Below are 18947 nucleotides of genomic sequence, written 5' to 3'. Positions count from 1 at the left end.
CAGCCTCAGGGGACGAGCCCAGATGTATTTCCGATTGCCCACGATCAGAATTTGATCGGGGTCATCGGGCTTGAAGGAAATGGCGCGGCGGCGAAACGCCGATAAGGTTCTGCGGGCATGTCTTGCATGAGGGGCAACTCCGCATCTTGCCCTCTCCCCGCAATCTCTGGCACCTCCCCGCCATGACCGATTTCCCCATCCTGCTGGCCCCCGATCGCGGCCAGCCCGCTTGCGCGATCATCCGCGTCACCAAAAAGGGCTTCGACGATTGGCTCAAGACGCAGCCGGCGCGGGCACGCACGGCGGTCACCGCTGCGCGGTTCGAGGGGAAGCCCGATAGCCATGCCTTCCTCCCCAGCGATCTGGGTGATGGCTGGAGCGTCGTGATCGGGATCGACGAGGGCGAGCATGATCCGTGGCAGCTCGCCGGCATCGCCGGGCGGCTGCCCGAGGGCACCTATCGGCTGGCCGAGGGGAGCCCGGGGGAGACGGCGCTCGGCTGGCTGCTCGCGCAGCACCGCTTCGATCGCTATCGCGAGACGCCCGAGCCGGCGCGGCCACGCATCTTGCTCACCCCCGATCCGGCGCGGATCGACGAGATGGTCATGCTCGCGCGTGCCACCGCTCTGGTGCGCGATCTGGTCGATACGCCGACCAGCGACATGGGGCCGGAGCAGCTCGCCGAGGCGATCGAAGCGGTGGCGCGGACGCACGGGGCCCAGACCGGGATCGTCTCGGGCGATGCGCTGGCCGAACATTATCCGATGATCCACGCGGTCGGCCGCGCCGCCACGCGCGAGCGCGCGCCGCGGCTGATCGAGCTCGACTGGGGCCATCCCGATCATCCGCGCCTCGCGATCGTCGGCAAGGGGGTGTGCTTCGATTCGGGCGGGCTCGATATCAAGCCGTCGTCGGGCATGCTGCTGATGAAGAAGGATATGGGCGGGGCGGCGCACGCGCTGGCGCTGGCGCAACTGGTGATGACCGCGCGCCTGCCGGTGCGGCTGCAATTGCTGATCCCGGCGGTGGAGAATGCGATCTCGGCCGACGCCTTCCGACCGGGCGATATCCTGCGGAGCCGCAAGGGCCTGCATGTCGAGATCGGCAATACCGATGCCGAAGGGCGGCTGATCCTGGGCGATGCGCTGACCCGCGCGTGCGAGAGCGATCCGGCCCTGCTGATCGATTTCGCGACGCTGACCGGCGCGGCGCGGGTGGCGCTGGGGCCCGATCTGCCCGCTTTGTTCGCCAATGACGAGGCGCTGGCGGCGGATTTCATGGGCGCGGGCACGGCGGTGTCGGATCCGGTGTGGCGGCTGCCCTTGTGGCAACCCTATCATGAGATGCTCAAATCGGACGTGGCCGATATCAACAATGCCGGATCGGGCGGCTTTGCCGGCGCGGTCACGGCGGCATTGTTCCTCGAACGGTTCGTGGCGAAGGGCGTGCCGTGGGCGCATCTCGATACGTTCGCGTGGCGGCCCGCGGCCAAGCCCGGACGGCCCAAGGGCGGGGATGCGCTGGGACTACGGGCTGCTTGGGAGTTGGTGCGGAAACGGTTCGGGCGGTAACGCGCCCGCCCTTCCCTGAGCGCGGCCTAGCCGCCGCTTACGAGATCCAGCTGCTGATCGCCTCGAATACCCATTTCTCGCCGATCCAGCGCAACCGGTACGTGCCGCCGGCCCAGCCCGTCGACCAGTTGACATATCCGCGATCATGCGCGCGATTAAAGATGATCGGCGGCAGGGTGAAGGCGTGAAAGTCGGGCGTGAAGCGGCCCAGCGCGGCTATATCGCCCTCGTCGTAAACCACGATCGCGCGGCGGGGCCGAAAGCATGCAAAGTCCTCCGCCTTGCCGACAACGAAAAGCGGCCTGCCGGTGGCGGCATCGGCGCGCTTCCAGCCGGGCAGAGACAGGCCTTCTGGCCGATCGACCGGTTCGATCAGCGCCTGTTTGGACGGATCGATCAATTTGCCGAGGACATCGATCAGCGCCTGTCGCTCGCGTGACGACGTGGGGCAGCGGGCGCCTGTATCGGTCCCCACCACGAAGGGCGTGCCCTTGTCGCCTTTCGGGAGATCGAGCAGCAGGTGATGAGCGGCGATATCGGTCAAGCCGTCACCATTGCTGTCGCGTTTCAGGTCGGCCAGCGGAATGACGAGGTACCGTCCCTGCGCGCGCCTGCGGGTTCGCAGCGCGACCGGGGGGTAGGTGATCGTCGCTGTGTCGATCTCGGCAATGTCGACCGCGAACTGCAAATGATCGCCGGCCAGCATCGGGAGCCGCGCCGTTTCCGGCACGACATAGGGAAAACGATCGGCGAGCCCGGTGTAGAGCGGAGCCTGCCAGTGGCGCCCGCCATCATCCGATAGATGCACCCAATAGCCGCCGCCGGATACCTCTCCGGTGGGATCGTAGGTCTGCGACAGACTGATCGCGACCGCGCGCTGGCCATCACGCTCGGCGCGGACCAGCATGAACCCTGCCGGCAGCGGTGCCAGACCGGCCGGTAGCGCCGCCTTGCCGGTACCGAGCCATTGTGCAGGGATCGCTTTCTCCTCGAAAGGGGGCGGAACGGCGGCAACGGTTTCGCGCGTATAAGGCGCGCTTGCCGGCGCCGGGTGAGCGAGAACCTCCGCCCGGATCGCCTGGCGCAGATTGGCGAAATCGGGGACGATCCGGGCGATCGCCACCCGTCCGGTCGACGTTTCACCCTTACCGCCAAAGCCCAGGCGGCCACCATCCTCCCGATCGAGATCGGCCGCATTGGCCGCAATCGCTTCGGCCGCGGCACACAAACCGGGGAATTGATCGGGGTGGAAAACGCGGCAGCGAATTACCGCGTCAGCATGGGCATCGATAGTGGCATTCGACGATATCATCACCTCCGCGATCGGATAAGGATCGGCGTTGCCTTTGTTCAAAAGATGATCGAGTGTGAGCGCCTTTATCGGCAATTCGTTTATATTCGGGCATTTCGCGTACATCGGTCCGGTGGAGACGTAGCCACAGGCGAGCGTCGCCCGTGCGGCATCGAGCCCGGGCAGACTTGTCAGAAGCGAACGGGCTTCCGTCTCACGGCCGGCCGCAGCCAGGACTTCCGCAAGTTGGAGGATCGGCGCCTCGGACTTCCATGATCCGCGGCCAGGTTGCGGCCGAAACAGCGCCAGCGGAATATCGTCGATCCGCACCTCCACCGGCCCCGTGCGCGTCGGCGCAAGCACGTCCCGGCGCAAGTCGGCGGGCCATGCGTCCATCAGTGCTAGCGCACGTTTGTCGAGGCCAGCCTTGAGCAGCGCTGCAACGTAGCGCTGCCATAGCAACACCGCCACCGCACGCCGGTCCTCCGCACGAACATGCGCCAGCGCGGGCGGGCTGGTCAGCCACGCATAAAGCGGCAGTGTGTCGCCGAGCGGCAGCGTCCCCCAATTGGCGAGGCGGATCAATGCCGGCATTGCACGTGCGGGATCCACCATGGCCGCGCGCGCGAAATTGCCATCGCAAGGCGCTGCGCTTGCGATCTTGTAAGCGTCGCCGGCGGGATCTCCCGAACCCGCCATCAGAGCCTCGAAGTCGGCCGAAGCGCATTCGTTGATCGCTCCAAGCGCCTCCGCGATGATCGTCAGGCCGATCGGCGAACGCCGTGCCGACGGCGCAAGCGCGAGAAGTTCGGCCCGAACAGACGGTTTCCAACCCGCTTCTTGCCGATATTGCCGCGCCTGCGCGACGATCCAGGCGGATACAAGCCTGCGCATGTCCGCCGGCGCAAAGCCGTATCTGGCTGCAATCGCGTTGGCGGCCTGATTTGGCCCGCCCTGCTTAAGCCGACCAGTCAGATCGCGTTCCCAGGCATCGATATCGCCCTCAGGATAGGATCGCGACTGACCATTTTCGATCACGTCCTTGATATCGGCCTTCGTTGGAAGAACCGCTTGGGCATGAGCGGGCGAACAAAGCCCGGCCGCTATCAAACCGATGATCGCAATCTTGCGCATGAGCCCCTCGGATGCCGAGGCAAGCTTCAGGCTTTCGGCAGCCTTTGTCCAGATCGGCCGGTCAGGCTGGCAATTCCTTCTCCAGCACCACGAAGCACAGATCGTCGCGCTGCGGCACGCCGAAGCGATTGTCGCCGTACGGAAAAGGATTGGTCTCTCCCGTCGCGCGATAGCCTCGCCGTTCGTACCAGGCGATCAGGCCTGTGCGGACATTGACCACCGTCATCCGCACCCGCCGCCCGCCCTGTGCCGCGATCCCTAGCTCGGCGGCGCCCAGCAACGCCCGGCCGAGCCCGCCATTCTGCCGATCGGGATCGACCGCGAGCGAGCCGAGATACCACAGGCCCTCCCCCAGCGGCTGGAGCCAGACGCAACCCTTGAGGCCGCCATCCTCCGTGTCGCGCCACAGCATCAGTGAGGCTTTGGGGGAGGCCGCCATGTCCTCGCGCAGAAACGCTTCGGTCGTGCGGTCGCCGGTGATATAACCATGCTCGGTCGTCCACGCCAAAGATGTGGCGCTACCACGATAAGCGCGGTTCATCAGCGCAACGATCTGCGGCACGTCCGCATCGGTGGCGGGTATCAGAGCCCGCATGATTTCCGCATTCGCCACCTGCACATTTCACCCCTGTTCCGGAGGATTTATCGCCCTGTTATGCCGAATTTGCTTCCCTGTTCCGCTCATAAAGCGTTCGCGCCGAAACTGTCGCCCAATCAAGGCGATCGTCGGCGCGGCGGGCCGGCACGCGCGGCGAAAATGCGGATTTTCCCTGTTATTGGGTCGATAACAGGGAAAAACAGGGAAACCGGGCCGGCTCAAGTCCAGCCGTTGTCATGCAAATGCATGACAACGGCTGGAGCGGGCTCAGCCCTCGAAATGCGTATCCAGATCCTGCCGCAAGGTCCGCGCGGCGAGCAGATAGTGGATCGCGGCCCACGCGAAGGCGATCGACATGGTGGCGATTGCATAGACGATGCCGGCGCGCGAAGCCTCGGCGCAGCGGGCGACTACTGCCGGCAAAGCGCCGGCCGGGGCCATGCCGCCCGGGCAGGTGGTGGCGAAGCTGCCGGCGAAGGTGTGGTTGGCATAGAGATCGCTCAGCACGCCGACGATCGTCGGCCCGAAGCCGACGCCGACCATGCCGAGCACGAACGCGACCACGAACGAAGAGGAGGCGCGCATGGTGGCGCCAACCATGTTCTGCGCCAGCGCGAGGGTGGGCGTATAATAGACGAACATCGAGACATGCGCGATCGCCAGCAAAGGCAGCGCGCGCAGCAGGGTCGGCTGGAAGGCCGCGGCGGCGAAGAAGGGCGACGACACGACCAGCCCGAGCGCCGGGCCCCATACCGCCCAGCGGCGATCATATTTGCTCGCCCAGGTCACACCGAACCCACCGAGCGCGATGCCCGATCCCATCGCCAGCACGGCGAGCGTGCCGAGCGTGCGTCCCGCCTCGGATATGCCGATGCCATAGCCCGCGACCATGAAGCGGACGAGGAACTGGCCGAGCCCGTTCATCCCCATCGCCGCCAGCGCGCAGCCGATCAGGATATGCCGCATCGATCGCTTGCGGAGCATGAAGCGCAGCGTCTCCATCATCGACGGGATGCGCTCGCTCATGCCCGCGCGATCGAAGCGGCCGCGCGGCGGTTCGCGGAAGGTGAGCAGGCCGAGCACCGCGACGGCGAAACTCGGGATGGCGAGCACGATGAACCAGGTGCGCCAGCCGAAGCCCTGCACGATCATGCCGCCCCCGGCCGATCCGACCAGCGCGCCGACCGGGCCGCCGAGCCACACGAGCGTGGTCGCCACGGTGCGCCGCTCGGGCGGGTAGTGATCGCCGGTAAGCGATCCGACCGGGGTCGCGAAGGCGGCGTCGCCGACGCCGACGCCGATGCGGGCGAGCAGGATATGGCCGAAATTGCGCGCCTGGCTGCACAAGGCGACGCAGATCGCGAAGGCCCCGACGCCGAGTGCCACGATCCGCGTCCGGCTGCGCCGTTCGCACAATCGCGCGATCGGCAGGCCGAGCAAGGTGTAGAAGACCGCGAAGCCGAAGCCCTGGATGATGCCGAGTTGGGTATCGGAGAGGTGGAGGTCGGCCTTCAGCGCGGGCGCGCTCGCCGCCATGCCTTGGCGATCGGCGAGGTTGAGCATGTTGATGACCGCGAGCAGGAACAGCAGCCAGACGCGATAGCCTTTGGTGAACCCCGCTTCGTCCCGTCCGCCGGGTTCGCTGCCGCTCGTCATCGCTGCTCCCTTCACGCCCGTCTGATGCAGGCCGTTCGTGCGGGAAAGGCTATCGTGCCGGGCGGCCGAAAGCCAGCGCCCTATTGGGGCGGCTGCTGCTCCGCCTGCCGGCGCGCCTCGCGCTCGGCCCTGCGCTGCTCCTTGCGCTGCTTCTCTTCGGCCTTGCGGTCGCGGCGGCCGCGATTGCGATCGGCCTCGGACTGGCTGGTGGTGGTCCAGTCGACCACCTTCGCGGTCGCGCGCACCGGCATGGTCGCGACATTGGCGGCGGTGCGGACGAGGCAGCCGCCGAGCGCGAGGAGCAGAAGGAACGGGAGGAGCGGCTTCATGGGTGGGCTTATAGACCTGCCTTTGCGGCAATCGCGAGGCCGATGCGGTGAAATGGATCCGCCCCGGCACGGGGAGGATTCAGCGTTCTTCCCACCGGTAGTGATAGCGATACAGCTCGTGGGCGAAGCCGAGCCCGCGATACAGCGCGCGCGCGGGATCGTTGTCGGCCAACACCTGGAGGCAGGCCTCGTCGACCCCCTCGCCGCGCGCCCAATCGAGCAGGGCCGCCACGACCTGGCGCCCGAAGCCACGGCGGCGCAGCGCATCGTCGGTGACGACCAATTCGATCACGAGCAACCCGTGCGACAGCGCGCCGTAGGCGACCGCGACGATCCGTCCTTCGCTCCGCACCGATGCGAAGGCGACCGGTCCCGCGATCAGCTGGAGCATGCCGGTATAAACCTGCATCGCAGCCGCATCCCAACCGATCAGCCGCGCGCGGGCTTCGAGCCATTCCTCGTCGAGCGGACCGACCCGGGCCACGCCCGCAAGGCCCCTCGGGCAATCCGCGAGCTTCGCATGCAATGTGACCGTGGCCGCCTCGGGCGCCCCGAAGCCGAGCGTGTCGAGTGCCGCATCGACGCCCGGCGCGATATCGGGCACGCGGAACAGCACGGGCTGGCCCAAGGTCGCATAGAGACCGCGCGCGCGATCGAGGGTCGCGGCGACCGCGGCGCGGGGCCCGGGCAGCGGGTTGATCGAGTTGGTGCGCCGCGTCGGCCCGCCCGAAAAGCGGATCAGCCAGCCGTCCACGGTCGTTTCCCACGCGCACGGCCAGGCATCGAGGCACGCCGCCTCGACGCGCCACGCAAGGAAGTCGCCCGGCATCTAGCAGGCAGGGATGGAAAGGCCGTCGATCGACCCGACGAGCGCCTCGGCCCGCAGCACGCCTTCCATCGCCCCTCCCCTTTGGGGGCTTAATGCCCTGCTTGCGGCCCGCGCTCCAGACCAGATTGCGCCAATTGCGAGTCTATCTGCGCAAGCAGGCGATCGAGGCCGGCCTGGTCCTTGGCCTCCGCCCGCGCGACCAGCACGTCCTGCGTGTTGGAGGCGCGCAGCAGCCACCAGCCGTCGGGCGTGTTGACGCGTGCGCCATCGGTGCGGTTGACGTCGGCGCCGGCTTCCTCGAGCCGGTCGAGGATCTCGTCGACCACCGCAAACTTGCGGCTCTCGTCGACCTGGAAGCGCATCTCCGGCGTGTTCACCAAAGCCGGCATCGCGCTCTTGAGATCGGTCAGCGATCCGCCGAGCACCTGCACCGATCCGATCAGGCGGACAGCGGCATAGATCGCGTCGTCGAAGCCGTACCAGTCGTGCGCGAAGAAGATGTGGCCCGACATCTCGCCGGCGAGCGGGCTGTTGGTCTCCTTCATCTTGACCTTGATCAGGCTGTGCCCGGTCTTCCACATCACGGGCACGCCGCCCAGTTCGGCGATGCGATCGTAGAGCGCCTGGCTCGCCTTGACGTCGGCGATGATCGTGCCGCCCGGCACCGCGCGCAGCACCGGCTCCGCCAGGATCGAGAGCAATTGATCGCCCCACACGACGCGGCCTTCGCCGTCGATCGCGCCGATGCGGTCGGCGTCGCCGTCGAACGCGATCCCGAAATCGAGGCCCTTTTCGGCGACCAGCTTCTTCAGATCGGCGAGGTTCTTTTCTTCCGTGGGATCGGGATGGTGGTTGGGGAAGGTGCCGTCGATCTCGGTGTAGAGCAGATGATGCTCGCCCGGCAGCTTGGCGACCAGCTTCTCGAGCACACGCCCGCCGGCGCCATTGCCATTGTCCCAGCCGATCCGGAACGAACCGCCCGAATAGCCCGCGAACAGGCGATCGACGTACATGTCCTCGATATCGTAATCGGTGACCTCGCCGGTGCCTTCGTCCCAATCGCCTTCCTCGGCCATCTTGCCGATCGACTGGATATCCTGGCCGAAGAAGGGCGCATGCTGCAGCACCATCTTGAAGCCGTTATAATCGGCCGGATTATGGCTGCCGGTGATCTGGATGCCGCCATCCACTTCGAGCACCGCCTCGGCATAATAGACCATCGGGGTGGGGCCGATGCCGACGCGGACGACATCGACGCCGCTCTCGGTCAGCCCACGCACGAGGGCCTCTTGCAGCATCGGCGAGGAGACGCGGCCATCGCGCCCGACGACGACGCGGGTGCCGCCGGCGCGGCGCACATGCGTCGCGAAGCCACGGCCGATCGCATAGGCATCTTCCGCACCCAGGGTCTTCCCGACAATTCCGCGGATGTCATATTCGCGCAGCGAGGTCGGATCGAAACGATGGGTCATAAACTCTCCTCAGACAGGCTTGCGCTCTACTCGACAGGAAGTGTGTATTTGTCGAGACATTCCGCGCGAATGTTTTGCACCAATTCAAGCACTATTGCGCAGCAAGGTATCGCGCGCGGCGTTCACCTGACGGGTCAGGTCGGCCGATCCCCCCACATCGGGATGGACCCGCGCGATCAGTCGGCGATGCGCGGTGCTGATCTCCTCGCGCGTGGCGTCGGCAGGAACGTTGAGCACACGCCGCGCCTCCGTCGGGGTCATGGCGGCATCGGCACCCCAGTCGGCATTGGCGCCGCGACGGCGGAACCACAGCCACCAGCCCGCGCCCGCCAGCGCCACCAGCCCCTGCAGATCCGATCCACGCGACATCAGTCGGAGCCCGATCAGGGCCGCGACCACGGCGGCGACATCGCCGATGCGCATCGTCTGCGCATCGCGCGTCTTCCAGGCCCAATAGCCGATGGCCGCGGCGGCCATCAGCACCAGCAGCATCATGCCGCTATCCCCCTTTCCGACACGCGGCCGTCAGGCCATTTCGGTCTGCGGCGTCAGCACCATCGACATCGGCAGCTGGAGCCCCGCGACCAATTCACGCAACTCACCGCGCGCCGCCAGATGCGCGAGCCCGACATCCTGGCCGATCGCGGCGAGATCGAGCAGGGTCAGCCCCTTGGGGAACAGCTCGCGATAGATGACGCGTTCGGACAGGCCCGGAATGACGCGGAAGCCGACCCGCTTGGACAATTCCTCCAGTGCCGCCGCCACGCGCCGCATGTTGCGGGCGTCGAGATGCTGGAGACGGTTGCGCATCACGACCCAGTCGACCGTCGCCCCGTCGCGCTTGCCGCGCGCCTTGCGGGCGTCCCATACCAGCTCGGCGTAGAAATTGAGGCGCCTGACCTTGTAGGTGTCGGGATCGACCTGACCGATCAGATCGAGATCGATGAAGCTGTCGTTGATCGGCGTGACCAGCGTGTCGGCGGTCGAGATCGCGGTGCGGGTATTCTCGTCGTCGCGCCCGGGCGTATCGACGACAAGGAAATCCGCGCCGTCGGCCATCGCTTCGAGCCGCGCCTCGATCGGCCCGCTCTTGGCCGGATCGAACGTGTCGTAGACCGGCTGCGCAAGCGCGCGCCCTTCCCGCTTCATGATCGCGGCGCGATTGTCGAGATAACGCCCGAAGGTGCGCTGGCGCGTATCCATGTCGAGCCCCGCCACCTTCCGGCCCATCGCGGCCAGCGCCACCGCGACATGCACCGCGGTGGTCGACTTGCCCGATCCGCCCTTTTCGTTGGCGAAGACAATTCGATGTGCGGCCATTCTCATTCCCGGACGTTGAAACCGGATCGGCTTGTAAACGGACCGGCCCACCCCCTCAAGCTTTCGACGGAAACGTCGTTAACAGGGGAGTTGGCATAAAAAAGGGAAGTGACCAATGGCACGGATGGCAGGTTGGGAAGAGCTTCAGGACAGCGCGATCGCGGGCGACGAGGTCGCGGCGTTCGAACTGGCGATGTGCTTCGCGAGTGGCAGCGGCGGGCTGGAGATGGATCTGATCCAGGCGCATCGCTGGTTCAACGTGTCGGCCGCGCTGGGGTATATGCCGGCAGCGGCGCTGCGGGCCGAGATCGCGACCGAGATGAGCCGGGCCGATATCGGCGAGGCGCAGAAGCTGGCACGCGCGACGCTCGCCAACCGGATCAAGCGCTCCGCCTGAGGCGGCCTATTCGCCCTTCCGGTAGGGCCCCATCTCATCGAGCGCGTCGATGTTCTGCGCCACCATGCGCCTTTCATTCTCGAGATAACCCTCGACCGCGCGGCGGAATCCAGGGTTGGGGATATAATGCGCCGAGTAAGTCGGCACCGGCTGATAGCCCCGTGCCAGCTTATGCTCGCCCTGCGCGCCCGCCTCGACCCGTTTCAGCCCGCGCGCGATCGCGACGTCGATCGCCTGATAGTAGCACAGCTCGAAATGGAGGAACGGAACCTCCTCGGTGCAGCCCCAATAGCGGCCGTAGAGCGTATCGCTGCCGACCAGGTTGAGCGCACCGGCGATCGGGTGGCCGTCGCGCAGCGCGAACATCAGGATGACCCTGTCGCCCATCCGTTCGCCCAGCAGCGAGAAGAATTTGCGGGTGAGGTAGGGCCGCCCCCACTTCCGCGAGCCCGTATCCTGATAGAAAACCCAGAATGCGTCCCAATGCGCCTCGGTCAGCGCATCCCCGCCGATATGGACGATCTCGAGCCCCTCCTGCGCCCCTGCCCTTTCCTTGCGAATCGCCTTGCGCTTGCGGCTGGCGAGCGCGCCGAGGAAGTCATCGAAGGTCGCGTAGCCCTGATTGAGCCAATGGAACTGGCGATCGGTGCGGATCAGCCAGCCGGCCGCCTCGAACAGAGGCACCTGTTCGGGTGCGATGAAGGTGGCGTGCGCCGACGACAATTCGTGCTGCTGCACGACTGCTTCGGCCGCCGCGATCAGCGCGGGCGCCAGCGCGGGATCGCGCAACAACAGCCGCGGGCCGTTGGCGGGCGAGAAAGGCGAAGCGATCTGGAGCTTGGGATAATAGCTGCCCCCCGCTCGCTCCCACGCATCCGCCCAGCCATGATCGAACACATATTCGCCCTGGCTATGGCTCTTGGCATAAGCCGGTAGCAGGGCGGCCGGCGCGCCATCCGGCCCGTCGATCGCGATCGGAATCGGCTGCCAGCCGGTGCGCGAAACCGCGCTGCCCGAATCCTCGAGCGCCGAGAGGAAGCCGTGCATGACGAAGGGATTATCGTGCCCGGCGCACGCGTCCCACTCGGCAGCCGTAAAGGCCCCGATGCCGTCCGCCATCCGCGCGACGACGTCGGCCATGCGCCTCAGCCCTTGATCGCGACGACCGCGTCGACCTCGACCACCGCGCCCAGCGGCAGGACCGCGACGCCGACCGCGCTGCGGGCATGCTTGCCGGCATCGCCGAACACCTTCTGCATCAGCTCGGACGCCCCGTTGGCTACCTTGGGTTGCGCGGTAAAGCCCGGCGCGGACGAGACGAACACGCCGAGCTTGACGATCCGCTCGACCCGATCGAGCGAGCCCAGCGCATTCTTGATCTGCGCGAGCAGCATCACGCCGCAGCGCTCGGCCGCTTCCTGCCCGAACGCCTCGTCCGCATCCTCGCCGCAACGGCCAGTCATCACCTGACCGTCGCGGAACGGCAGTTGGCCCGAGACATGGAGCAGACCGCCGATTTCGACGGTCGGAACATAAGCCGCCACCGGGGCGGCGGGCTGCGGGAGGGTCAGGCCGAGTTCGGCCAGGCGATCATCGATGCTCATGAGTTGGCTGTCGGACGCCCGGCCGGACGCGTCAAGAGTGGCCGTCGCTAGCGGCTACCGTCCCGTCGCCACGCATAATAGGTGTCGAGCGCCTTGAGCTTGTCGAGGTTCGGGATCGGTGCCGCGCCCGGATCAACCCCGATCCGCATCACGCGCGGGTCGGCCGCGGTGAAAGCCGGCCATGGTGCGAGACCGGCGCCGTTCGGATCGCCCCTGGTCACGAAGTTGATCCAATAGCCCTGCATTACCTGCGAGATCTCGCGATCCCCCGGCGCCGCCGGCGCGCGACCGGGCAGCCCGATATTGCCGAACACCAGCCCTAACTCCTGCCCATGGCCCGATCCGTCCGGGTTACGCTCGCTCGGACGGTCGAAATAATAGACGTACGCCTTGGCCCGGCCGTTGGTCGACTGGAGCCCGGCCCAGCTATAGGCCGGCCAGCCGAACGCGGTGTCGCGGCGCAATTGCTTGGAGGCGCGCGTCGCCTCGGCCTCGCTCGCATGCGGATAGGCTGCGAGGATCAGGTCCGACTTCTGGCCATAGCCTTCGCGCACTTCGGTCTCGAACGCAGCCGGCAGGATCGGTTTCGCGCCAAAGCTCGCCGCCTCGTCCGAATTGCTGCCGACGAGCACCGGGACATCGTTGAAACGATGCTGGCGCCACAGCCGATATTGGTCGCCCGCAAGCACATAGCCATCGAGCGGCGGCCAGAAGCGCGGCGCGCCCGGGGCCCGCTGCGCCTCCTCCAATCTCTGGGCCGGCAACGCACGGGCCTGCTCTAGGGTCGGAGCGCCGAGGCTTGCCAGCCATGCTTGACCAGCGGTTTCGGCCATTCCCAAGGTCTGGAAATTGGTGCCTGCCCAAGGCGCATCCTGCGGCGGCGTGAAATTGGCCCCGCTCTCCGCAATCACGCTGCGGAACAGCCCGCTCGCGAGCGGCGACGCGGCGAGCATGCTGACAGCATAAGCGCCCGCCGAATGGCCGAGGATCGTCACCTTGGCGGGATTGCCGCCGAACGCCGCAATATTGTCCTGCACCCATTTGAGACCGGCGATCTGATCCAGCAAACCGTAATTGCCCGATCCGTGGCCGCTTTCCTTGCTGAGATCCCTGGTCGCGAGGAAACCGAACGGGCCGACGCGATAGGATATGCTGACGAAGACCACGCCTTTCCGCGCGAGATTGGCGCCGTCATACAGCGGCACGCTCGTCATCCCGCCGTTGAAGCCACCGCCGTAGATCCAGGCGACGACCGGCAGTTTCTCGTTCGCCTTCTTCGCCGCCGTCCAGACATCGATGAACAGGCAATCTTCGCTGAGCGGCACATCGGCACCCATCTGCTTCGCCATCGCGGAATTCTGCATGCAGCCTGGCCCGAACGCGACCGTCTGGCGGACGCCGGGCCACGATCTGACCGGCTGCGGTGCTGCCCATCGCAGCTTGCCGACCGGAGGCGCCGCAAACGGGATACCCTTGAAGACAGAGAGACCGTCCACCGTGGTGCCCGCGATCATCCCGCCGGTCACACGGGCTTGCTGAATCTGCGCCTTGGCGGTCGTTGCGATCAGGGCGGCCGCCATCAGCGGCAGTGCTGCCAAGCTCTTCATGTCATCCTCCACACCAACTTTTTATCGGGCCCCTGTGCCGGATCGAGCCGGGCCGATCCAGTGCGGATATCGCACCTTCGTATCCGGCGCATTCACGGCGTAAGCCCTGCACAACCCCAACATTTACTTGAAATCACAGCGAATATTGATCGATATTAATCCCGATACATCGGCAGATGACGGATAATTGTCGAAATCGATCCATTTCCGTGTCGTTATTCGGAACCGATCGATTGGAGCGATGGTTATGATCATCTAAAGGACGTTTGGGTCACCAGCAGTGGCACTGCATCCTGTCGAGGGGGAACCGCTACCATCGAATAGCCCGATCGGAGCAATGATCCGGTCTGCGAGAGCAGAACAAGCATCGAAAAAATGAGATCGGAGCGGAATAATGCGCGTTCTTCTTATCGAGGATGATCCCATCACCGCCCGCAGTATCGAGCTTATGCTGTCGGTTGAGGGGTTCAACGTCTACACGACCGATCTCGGCGAAGAAGGGCTCGATCTGGGCAAGCTCTATGACTACGATCTGATCCTGCTCGATCTCAATCTTCCCGACATGACCGGCTATGACGTGCTGAAGAAACTGCGCAACAGCCAGATCGAGACGCCGGTCCTGATCCTGTCGGGTATCAGCGACATCGACGCCAAGATCCGTGCGCTGGGCTTCGGCGCCGACGATTATGTCACCAAGCCGTTCGACCGCGATGAACTGGTCGCCCGCATCCATGCCATCATTCGTCGCTCGAAGGGCCATTCACAATCGGTGGTCCATGTCGGCAAGCTCTCGGTCAATCTCGATACCAAGACGGCCAACGCCAATGGCACGCGGATCCATCTGACAGGCAAGGAATATGCGATACTACAACTCCTCGCGCTCCGCCGGGGCTCCACGTTGACCAAGGAAATGTTCCTGAGCCACCTGTATGGCGGCATGGATGAACCCGAGATCAAGATCATCGACGTGTTCGTCTGCAAGCTGCGCAAGAAGCTCAGTGCCGCCTGCGGAGGGGAGCATTATATCGAGACCGTCTGGGGCCGCGGCTACATGCTGCGCGGCCCCGACGAGAAGATCGCCGAGGCTGCGTGAACCGGCCAAATTCAGATACGCTCGTAAAACCGTTCGTCCCGAGCGCTGTCGAGGCGCAACCCATTCGAACACCGCCGCCAACCAAAACGCATCGCAACTCTGCTGGGGGGCGAACGGATCCTGCTATCTCACGGTAGGAATTCGTACCGATACACCTCGCCGTCCCGCATTACCCGCCCGGCCGAAGGGTCGCGGAAATGGGCCGGGAAGCAGATCATTCTCTCGTCCGCGGCGCGCGCGAGCGTGCGGAGCCGAACCTCGCGCGCCAGTACGCTATCCTCGTCGAACCCCATCAGCATATCGGGATTCACCATCTGCACCGGATGGTGGACGATATCGCCCCAGAACAAGGCCGGCTCGCCATCCGCCTGCGCCAGCACCGAATAATGGCCGGCCGAGTGGCCAAAGCTTGGCTCCAGCCAGACCCCGTCGCCGATCTCGCGATGGACCGCGACATCCTCCGCGATCAGCTCGGCCCGCCCCGCTTCGTAGACCGGAACGACCGAATCCCGGAACGCGCGAAGATGATCGCTCTCCTGTTCCTCGCGGCTGAACAGCTCGAACTCGCGCTTCGAAAAGAGGTAGCGAGCGTTGGCGAAGGTCGGCACCCACTTGCCATTCTCCAACCGCGTATTCCAGCCGACATGATCGAAGTGGAGATGGGTGCAGAGCACGACATCGATATCGTCGGTCGCCAGCCCGAGCGCGGCGAGGTTGCCGAGAAACGGTGTTTCGACCCGATCGACATCGGGGATCGAACGATGCTTGTGATCGCCATTGCAAGCGTCGACGAGAATGGTCAGTCCGTCGATCTGAATGACATAGGAATGCATGCTCATCATGCAGAGCGACTGATCGACCGTCGCGCCAAGCGTGTCATCCTGATACCATGGGGCGAGCCGTGCCAGGTCCTGCGGCGTCACGCCGGGCAGGATCATCGACATCGGCGGCCCGCTTTCCATCTCGAACAATTTGCGGACGGTCAGACGGCCCAATTGCACAGGCGTCATGTGGCTCTCCTATTTTTCCGCCTCTCTAGAACGGACCGAGACCCGTGACTTGGCAGAGCGCTGACGTCATTGTGCCGGGAGCGAACAATCTTCGCTCTGCCGCATGGACAGCGAGCACGATCGGTGGCTGGCGATGTTTGCCGGCAAACATCGCGAGACGCTCAGCGGCAGATACGAGAAGATTGGTCAACCTGCCGAAGATATTTCCCAAATCGCATGCGTTGATCGAAGATCATGACCTTATCCGGCAATCGCTAAAATAGACCGATAATCAAATGGTGACATTTGGCGCATATCAACACAATGATCATATTATGCTATTGGACTCACGATGACAGGCTCCCTTGATCTACGCCCATTGCATGTGATCGGCCCGCTCGGCGAGGCCTTGACAATCGCCAGCCTGCCGTCGTCGCGGACGCAGCGCTGGGTCCCACGCCGCAAGGCCGAAGTCGTCGCCGCCGTCGACGGTGGTCTTTTGACACTCGACGAGGCGTGCGAGCGCTACCGGCTGACGATAGAAGAATTTGGCGTCTGGAAACGGGCCGTCGATCATTGGGGCATGCCCGGGCTGAAGATCACGCGATCGCAGCATTATCGCTCGCTCGATGAGCGAAACGATCGGCCGTATTAGGCCTAACCTGGCACCTATTCCACGTCGACGCGCCTTGTATTGTATCATCGACGGGCCATCTATGGCGTGTCGGCTCCCTCAGAGGGCTCCGATCGCAAATCGGCAGCGCTGGCTCCCCGCTTGTGAATGCACTCGTTCCGAGTGCACCAGCGATTGGAGCGCCGTCTCATGCAGAATTCATCGGCCTTTTGCCGCACGCAGCAAGCGCATCACCAACGCCGTGCCACGGAGAGCATGTTGATCAACGTCCGCCAGATCGCCACGAGCGCGGCGGCGGCGTGGGGGCTCGAGGCCCTTTCCGCCGAAAGCCGCGAGGCGCGGCAGGTCAAACGCCAGATCGAGATCGGCACCGCCTGCACGCTCACCGACGATCGTTTCTTCAGCGAAAATCCGGACCGCGGTTTCGCCGACCGATTCTGAAGTCGGCGCGCGACCAGCCCTGACCAACGGGATCTGAGAAGCATGATGGCAGAGGGGCTGAACCTGACCCGCACCACGCCAGCTTCGTTGACGCGGAGCGAGCTCGAACTCGTCACATCCAATCTCGCACTGGCGCGCAGCCTGGAGGCTACCACCTTTCTGGAGGGCGTGCTCAACGGCAGTCGCGACTGCATCATGGTCCTCTCACTGGAGGGCGACGTCCTCTTCATCAATGCGGGCGGCCAGCTCGTGCTGGAGGTTGACGACGTCATGCTGTTGCACGGACGACCCTGGCTATCGTTATGGGGCATCGACCATGAAGATGCGGCGCGCGCGGCGCTGGAGACGGCCCGCGCGGGCCAGACCGGCCATTTCACCGGGCATGGCGAAACCACCAAGCAGACCCAGAAATGGTGGGACGTCACTATAACGCCGATCTTCGGCAAGGACGGCAAACCGGCCAGCCTCCTTTCCATATCGCGCGATATTTCTGCGGCCCGGTTGCTCGAACTCGAACGCGAATTGCTTGCCAACGAACTGAGCCATCGCGTGAAGAACGTGCTCGCGGTGGTCCAGGCGATTGCGCTGCAATCGTTTCGTGGTTGCGATCCGAAACAGCTTGGCGCCTTCACGTCGCGGCTGGCGGCACTGGGTACGGCTCAGGATCTCCTTATCCAGACCGTCTGGCAGTCGGCCTCGATCCGCACCGTGGTGGAGAAAGCGCTGGCACCGCATGCTCCAGACGGGCGTTGCACATTCGCCGGCGCCGACCACGATATCGACGGCAAGCGCGCCTTGGCACTCGCGCTGGCGCTCCACGAGATGGCAACCAATGCCGTCAAATATGGCGCACTGTCCAACGATGTCGGTCAGGTTCGGATCGAGTGGTCGGTGACCGACGGCACGCTCTCGCTGTGCTGGACCGAAAGCAACGGGCCCAAGGTGGAAAAACCGGGGGCGCCCGGCTTCGGAACGCGGATCGTCACGCGCAATCTCGCCGCGGAATTCGGCGGCGCGGTCGACATGCAACATAAACCGGCCGGCATCGTTCTCACCCTGACCGCGCCATTTTGATCGCGTCACCGACATCGGTCGACGCAGAGCGCCCCCTGGAGCACCCAATATGTCCGTCAGCCCTGCCGCGCGCGCCGGAACGATCCTTGTGGTCGAGGATGAAACACTGCTCCGCATGATGGCGGTCGATATGTTCGAGGATGCCGGTTTTACGGTGTTCGAAGCGAAGAGCGGCGCGGAGGGCGCGCAGATCCTCGCCGATAACGATTCGATCGGCGGACTCTTCACCGATGTGGAAATGCCGGGCGAGGTCGACGGGTTCGAGCTGGCCCGGATCGCGCATGTATCGCACCCGAGCGTCGCTATCATGGTGGTCTCGGGCCGCGCCGCGCCCCAGGGCCACGATCTGCCGCCCGGCGCCAAATTCGTCGGCAAGCCTTATGACACACAGGCCGTGATAGGGCTGTTCGCGGGACTGATGCCGGAGGCACGTTTCAGGTCCTGAGGGAGATCTACGCCTTCGAGAAAGGCCCGACGGCCTCGGGAAACGGCGGGCCGCCTGATTTGCTTGCCGCTACCAGCGCCCGTCGCCGTCTCTCGATCGGCTCGGGCGGCAATAAACGGTGAAATATTTCCCGCTCCAGCGCCGCATCAGCACGTTCGGCAAGCAGGCGCAGATAAATCACGATCGCCCGCTCCTCCCGTTGCACAGGGGAAAGCATTACCAATTCCGTGATCCGCGCAGGTCTTAATTCGACGGACAATCATAGAACTATCGATGATCGTCAACGTTCCGGATGCTGAAATTGGGCGCGATATAATGTCAATCGATTTATAGGATCGCGATATCGATTTAGTTAACTACACGTTATTTCTTGGGGGATTTAGCGAGGATCCGATATCCCGCATTGCCCCCAAGCTTACGATCCTTGCCAAACAAGGCCGGACAGCCGGTCGCGTCCGGCGCT

20 protein-coding genes are annotated in these 18947 nt (G+C 64.9%); 7 read left to right on the top strand and 13 right to left on the bottom strand.

Annotated elements, in window-relative coordinates:
• Positions 1-182 precede the first annotated feature (182 nt).
• Positions 183-1571 carry a leucyl aminopeptidase family protein gene (locus AB4Z44_RS04580; RefSeq protein WP_404712886.1) on the top strand — a complete coding sequence of 463 codons (1389 nt, stop codon included), beginning with the start codon at positions 183-185 and terminating at the stop codon, positions 1569-1571.
• Between the two features lie 37 nt (positions 1572-1608).
• Here the strand turns inward: AB4Z44_RS04580 and AB4Z44_RS04575 are convergent, their stop codons facing one another.
• The 8 genes from AB4Z44_RS04575 to AB4Z44_RS04540 all read right to left on the bottom strand — a co-directional run bounded on the left by AB4Z44_RS04575 (position 1609) and on the right by AB4Z44_RS04540 (position 10206).
• Positions 1609-3996 carry a hypothetical protein gene (locus tag AB4Z44_RS04575; protein WP_404712885.1) on the bottom strand — a complete coding sequence of 796 codons (2388 nt, stop codon included), beginning with the start codon at positions 3994-3996 and terminating at the stop codon, positions 1609-1611.
• A gap of 61 nt (positions 3997-4057) precedes the next feature.
• Positions 4058-4591, bottom strand: coding sequence for a GNAT family N-acetyltransferase (locus tag AB4Z44_RS04570; RefSeq protein WP_404712884.1), 534 nt, complete (start codon positions 4589-4591; stop codon positions 4058-4060).
• Positions 4592-4861: 270 nt separating this feature from the next.
• Complete coding sequence (locus tag AB4Z44_RS04565) at positions 4862-6250, bottom strand: spinster family MFS transporter (protein ID WP_404712883.1); 1389 nt, start codon at positions 6248-6250, stop codon at positions 4862-4864.
• 80 nt (positions 6251-6330) lie between these two features.
• A complete protein-coding gene (locus AB4Z44_RS04560; protein ID WP_404712882.1) occupies positions 6331-6579 on the bottom strand; it encodes a hypothetical protein in 249 nt (82 codons plus the stop codon).
• 79 nt (positions 6580-6658) lie between these two features.
• Positions 6659-7408, bottom strand: coding sequence for a GNAT family N-acetyltransferase (locus AB4Z44_RS04555; RefSeq protein WP_404712881.1), 750 nt, complete (start codon positions 7406-7408; stop codon positions 6659-6661).
• 89 nt (positions 7409-7497) lie between these two features.
• Complete coding sequence (pgmG, locus tag AB4Z44_RS04550; protein WP_404712880.1) at positions 7498-8880, bottom strand: phosphoglucomutase/phosphomannomutase PgmG; 1383 nt, start codon at positions 8878-8880, stop codon at positions 7498-7500.
• A gap of 84 nt (positions 8881-8964) precedes the next feature.
• Entirely contained in the window at positions 8965-9375 is a 411-nt protein-coding gene (locus AB4Z44_RS04545) for a molecular chaperone DnaJ (RefSeq protein WP_404712879.1), read from the bottom strand.
• A 30-nt stretch (positions 9376-9405) separates the two neighbouring features.
• Positions 9406-10206: a division plane positioning ATPase MipZ gene (locus AB4Z44_RS04540; protein ID WP_404712878.1), complete on the bottom strand. Its 801-nt coding sequence runs from the start codon at positions 10204-10206 to the stop codon at positions 9406-9408.
• A 109-nt stretch (positions 10207-10315) separates the two neighbouring features.
• Here AB4Z44_RS04540 and AB4Z44_RS04535 point away from each other — a divergent pair, with 109 nt between their 5' ends.
• Positions 10316-10597: a hypothetical protein gene (locus AB4Z44_RS04535; protein WP_404712877.1), complete on the top strand. Its 282-nt coding sequence runs from the start codon at positions 10316-10318 to the stop codon at positions 10595-10597.
• Between the two features lie 6 nt (positions 10598-10603).
• On the opposite strand, the gene AB4Z44_RS04530 is transcribed toward AB4Z44_RS04535, so the two are convergent.
• From AB4Z44_RS04530 to AB4Z44_RS04520, 3 genes are read right to left on the bottom strand one after another with little or no spacing between them, the layout of a single operon-like run.
• Positions 10604-11737 (bottom strand): GNAT family N-acetyltransferase, encoded by a 1134-nt coding sequence (locus AB4Z44_RS04530; protein WP_404712876.1) that lies wholly within the window; start codon positions 11735-11737, stop codon positions 10604-10606.
• A gap of 5 nt (positions 11738-11742) precedes the next feature.
• Positions 11743-12201 (bottom strand): RidA family protein, encoded by a 459-nt coding sequence (locus AB4Z44_RS04525; protein WP_404712875.1) that lies wholly within the window; start codon positions 12199-12201, stop codon positions 11743-11745.
• A 47-nt stretch (positions 12202-12248) separates the two neighbouring features.
• Positions 12249-13808: a carboxylesterase/lipase family protein gene (locus AB4Z44_RS04520; RefSeq protein WP_404712874.1), complete on the bottom strand. Its 1560-nt coding sequence runs from the start codon at positions 13806-13808 to the stop codon at positions 12249-12251.
• 394 nt (positions 13809-14202) lie between these two features.
• On the opposite strand from AB4Z44_RS04520, the gene ctrA reads away from it, so the two are divergent.
• Complete coding sequence (ctrA, locus tag AB4Z44_RS04515; protein WP_404712873.1) at positions 14203-14901, top strand: response regulator transcription factor CtrA; 699 nt, start codon at positions 14203-14205, stop codon at positions 14899-14901.
• Positions 14902-15029: 128 nt separating this feature from the next.
• Here ctrA and AB4Z44_RS04510 read toward each other — a convergent pair whose 3' ends face one another.
• Positions 15030-15911 carry an MBL fold metallo-hydrolase gene (locus tag AB4Z44_RS04510; RefSeq protein WP_404712872.1) on the bottom strand — a complete coding sequence of 294 codons (882 nt, stop codon included), beginning with the start codon at positions 15909-15911 and terminating at the stop codon, positions 15030-15032.
• A 331-nt stretch (positions 15912-16242) separates the two neighbouring features.
• Between AB4Z44_RS04510 and AB4Z44_RS04505 the strand changes: the two genes are divergently transcribed.
• From AB4Z44_RS04505 to AB4Z44_RS04490, 4 genes are all read left to right on the top strand, one after another.
• Positions 16243-16545, top strand: a complete 303-nt coding sequence (locus tag AB4Z44_RS04505) for a DUF1153 domain-containing protein (protein ID WP_404712871.1) — start codon at positions 16243-16245, stop codon at positions 16543-16545.
• 234 nt (positions 16546-16779) lie between these two features.
• A complete protein-coding gene (locus AB4Z44_RS04500; protein WP_404712870.1) occupies positions 16780-16965 on the top strand; it encodes a hypothetical protein in 186 nt (61 codons plus the stop codon).
• Positions 16966-17007: 42 nt separating this feature from the next.
• Positions 17008-18039 carry a sensor histidine kinase gene (locus tag AB4Z44_RS04495; RefSeq protein ID WP_404712869.1) on the top strand — a complete coding sequence of 344 codons (1032 nt, stop codon included), beginning with the start codon at positions 17008-17010 and terminating at the stop codon, positions 18037-18039.
• A gap of 49 nt (positions 18040-18088) precedes the next feature.
• Positions 18089-18484, top strand: a complete 396-nt coding sequence (locus tag AB4Z44_RS04490; protein ID WP_404712868.1) for a response regulator — start codon at positions 18089-18091, stop codon at positions 18482-18484.
• A gap of 7 nt (positions 18485-18491) precedes the next feature.
• Here the strand turns inward: AB4Z44_RS04490 and AB4Z44_RS04485 are convergent, their stop codons facing one another.
• Positions 18492-18665: a hypothetical protein gene (locus AB4Z44_RS04485; protein WP_404712867.1), complete on the bottom strand. Its 174-nt coding sequence runs from the start codon at positions 18663-18665 to the stop codon at positions 18492-18494.
• Positions 18666-18947: the final 282 nt, after the last annotated feature.

The sequence above is a fragment of the Sphingomonas sp. MMS24-J13 genome (assembly GCF_044905095.1).
Taxonomy (GTDB): Bacteria; Pseudomonadota; Alphaproteobacteria; order Sphingomonadales; family Sphingomonadaceae; genus Sphingomonas_I.
This window is presented reverse-complemented; position numbering and strand designations above follow the sequence as displayed.

Coding starts and splice junctions, on each gene's coding strand:
- AB4Z44_RS04580 (WP_404712886.1), top strand. CDS start 183: ATGACCGATTTCCCCATCCTGCTGGCCCCCGATCGCGGCCAGCCCGCT.
- AB4Z44_RS04575 (WP_404712885.1), bottom strand. CDS start 3,996: ATGCGCAAGATTGCGATCATCGGTTTGATAGCGGCCGGGCTTTGTTCG.
- AB4Z44_RS04570 (WP_404712884.1), bottom strand. CDS start 4,591: ATGCGGGCTCTGATACCCGCCACCGATGCGGACGTGCCGCAGATCGTT.
- AB4Z44_RS04565 (WP_404712883.1), bottom strand. CDS start 6,250: ATGACGAGCGGCAGCGAACCCGGCGGACGGGACGAAGCGGGGTTCACC.
- AB4Z44_RS04560 (WP_404712882.1), bottom strand. CDS start 6,579: ATGAAGCCGCTCCTCCCGTTCCTTCTGCTCCTCGCGCTCGGCGGCTGC.
- AB4Z44_RS04555 (WP_404712881.1), bottom strand. CDS start 7,408: ATGCCGGGCGACTTCCTTGCGTGGCGCGTCGAGGCGGCGTGCCTCGAT.
- pgmG (WP_404712880.1), bottom strand. CDS start 8,880: ATGACCCATCGTTTCGATCCGACCTCGCTGCGCGAATATGACATCCGC.
- AB4Z44_RS04545 (WP_404712879.1), bottom strand. CDS start 9,375: ATGATGCTGCTGGTGCTGATGGCCGCCGCGGCCATCGGCTATTGGGCC.
- AB4Z44_RS04540 (WP_404712878.1), bottom strand. CDS start 10,206: ATGAGAATGGCCGCACATCGAATTGTCTTCGCCAACGAAAAGGGCGGA.
- AB4Z44_RS04535 (WP_404712877.1), top strand. CDS start 10,316: ATGGCACGGATGGCAGGTTGGGAAGAGCTTCAGGACAGCGCGATCGCG.
- AB4Z44_RS04530 (WP_404712876.1), bottom strand. CDS start 11,737: ATGGCCGACGTCGTCGCGCGGATGGCGGACGGCATCGGGGCCTTTACG.
- AB4Z44_RS04525 (WP_404712875.1), bottom strand. CDS start 12,201: ATGAGCATCGATGATCGCCTGGCCGAACTCGGCCTGACCCTCCCGCAG.
- AB4Z44_RS04520 (WP_404712874.1), bottom strand. CDS start 13,808: ATGAAGAGCTTGGCAGCACTGCCGCTGATGGCGGCCGCCCTGATCGCA.
- ctrA (WP_404712873.1), top strand. CDS start 14,203: ATGCGCGTTCTTCTTATCGAGGATGATCCCATCACCGCCCGCAGTATC.
- AB4Z44_RS04510 (WP_404712872.1), bottom strand. CDS start 15,911: ATGACGCCTGTGCAATTGGGCCGTCTGACCGTCCGCAAATTGTTCGAG.
- AB4Z44_RS04505 (WP_404712871.1), top strand. CDS start 16,243: ATGACAGGCTCCCTTGATCTACGCCCATTGCATGTGATCGGCCCGCTC.
- AB4Z44_RS04500 (WP_404712870.1), top strand. CDS start 16,780: ATGTTGATCAACGTCCGCCAGATCGCCACGAGCGCGGCGGCGGCGTGG.
- AB4Z44_RS04495 (WP_404712869.1), top strand. CDS start 17,008: ATGATGGCAGAGGGGCTGAACCTGACCCGCACCACGCCAGCTTCGTTG.
- AB4Z44_RS04490 (WP_404712868.1), top strand. CDS start 18,089: ATGTCCGTCAGCCCTGCCGCGCGCGCCGGAACGATCCTTGTGGTCGAG.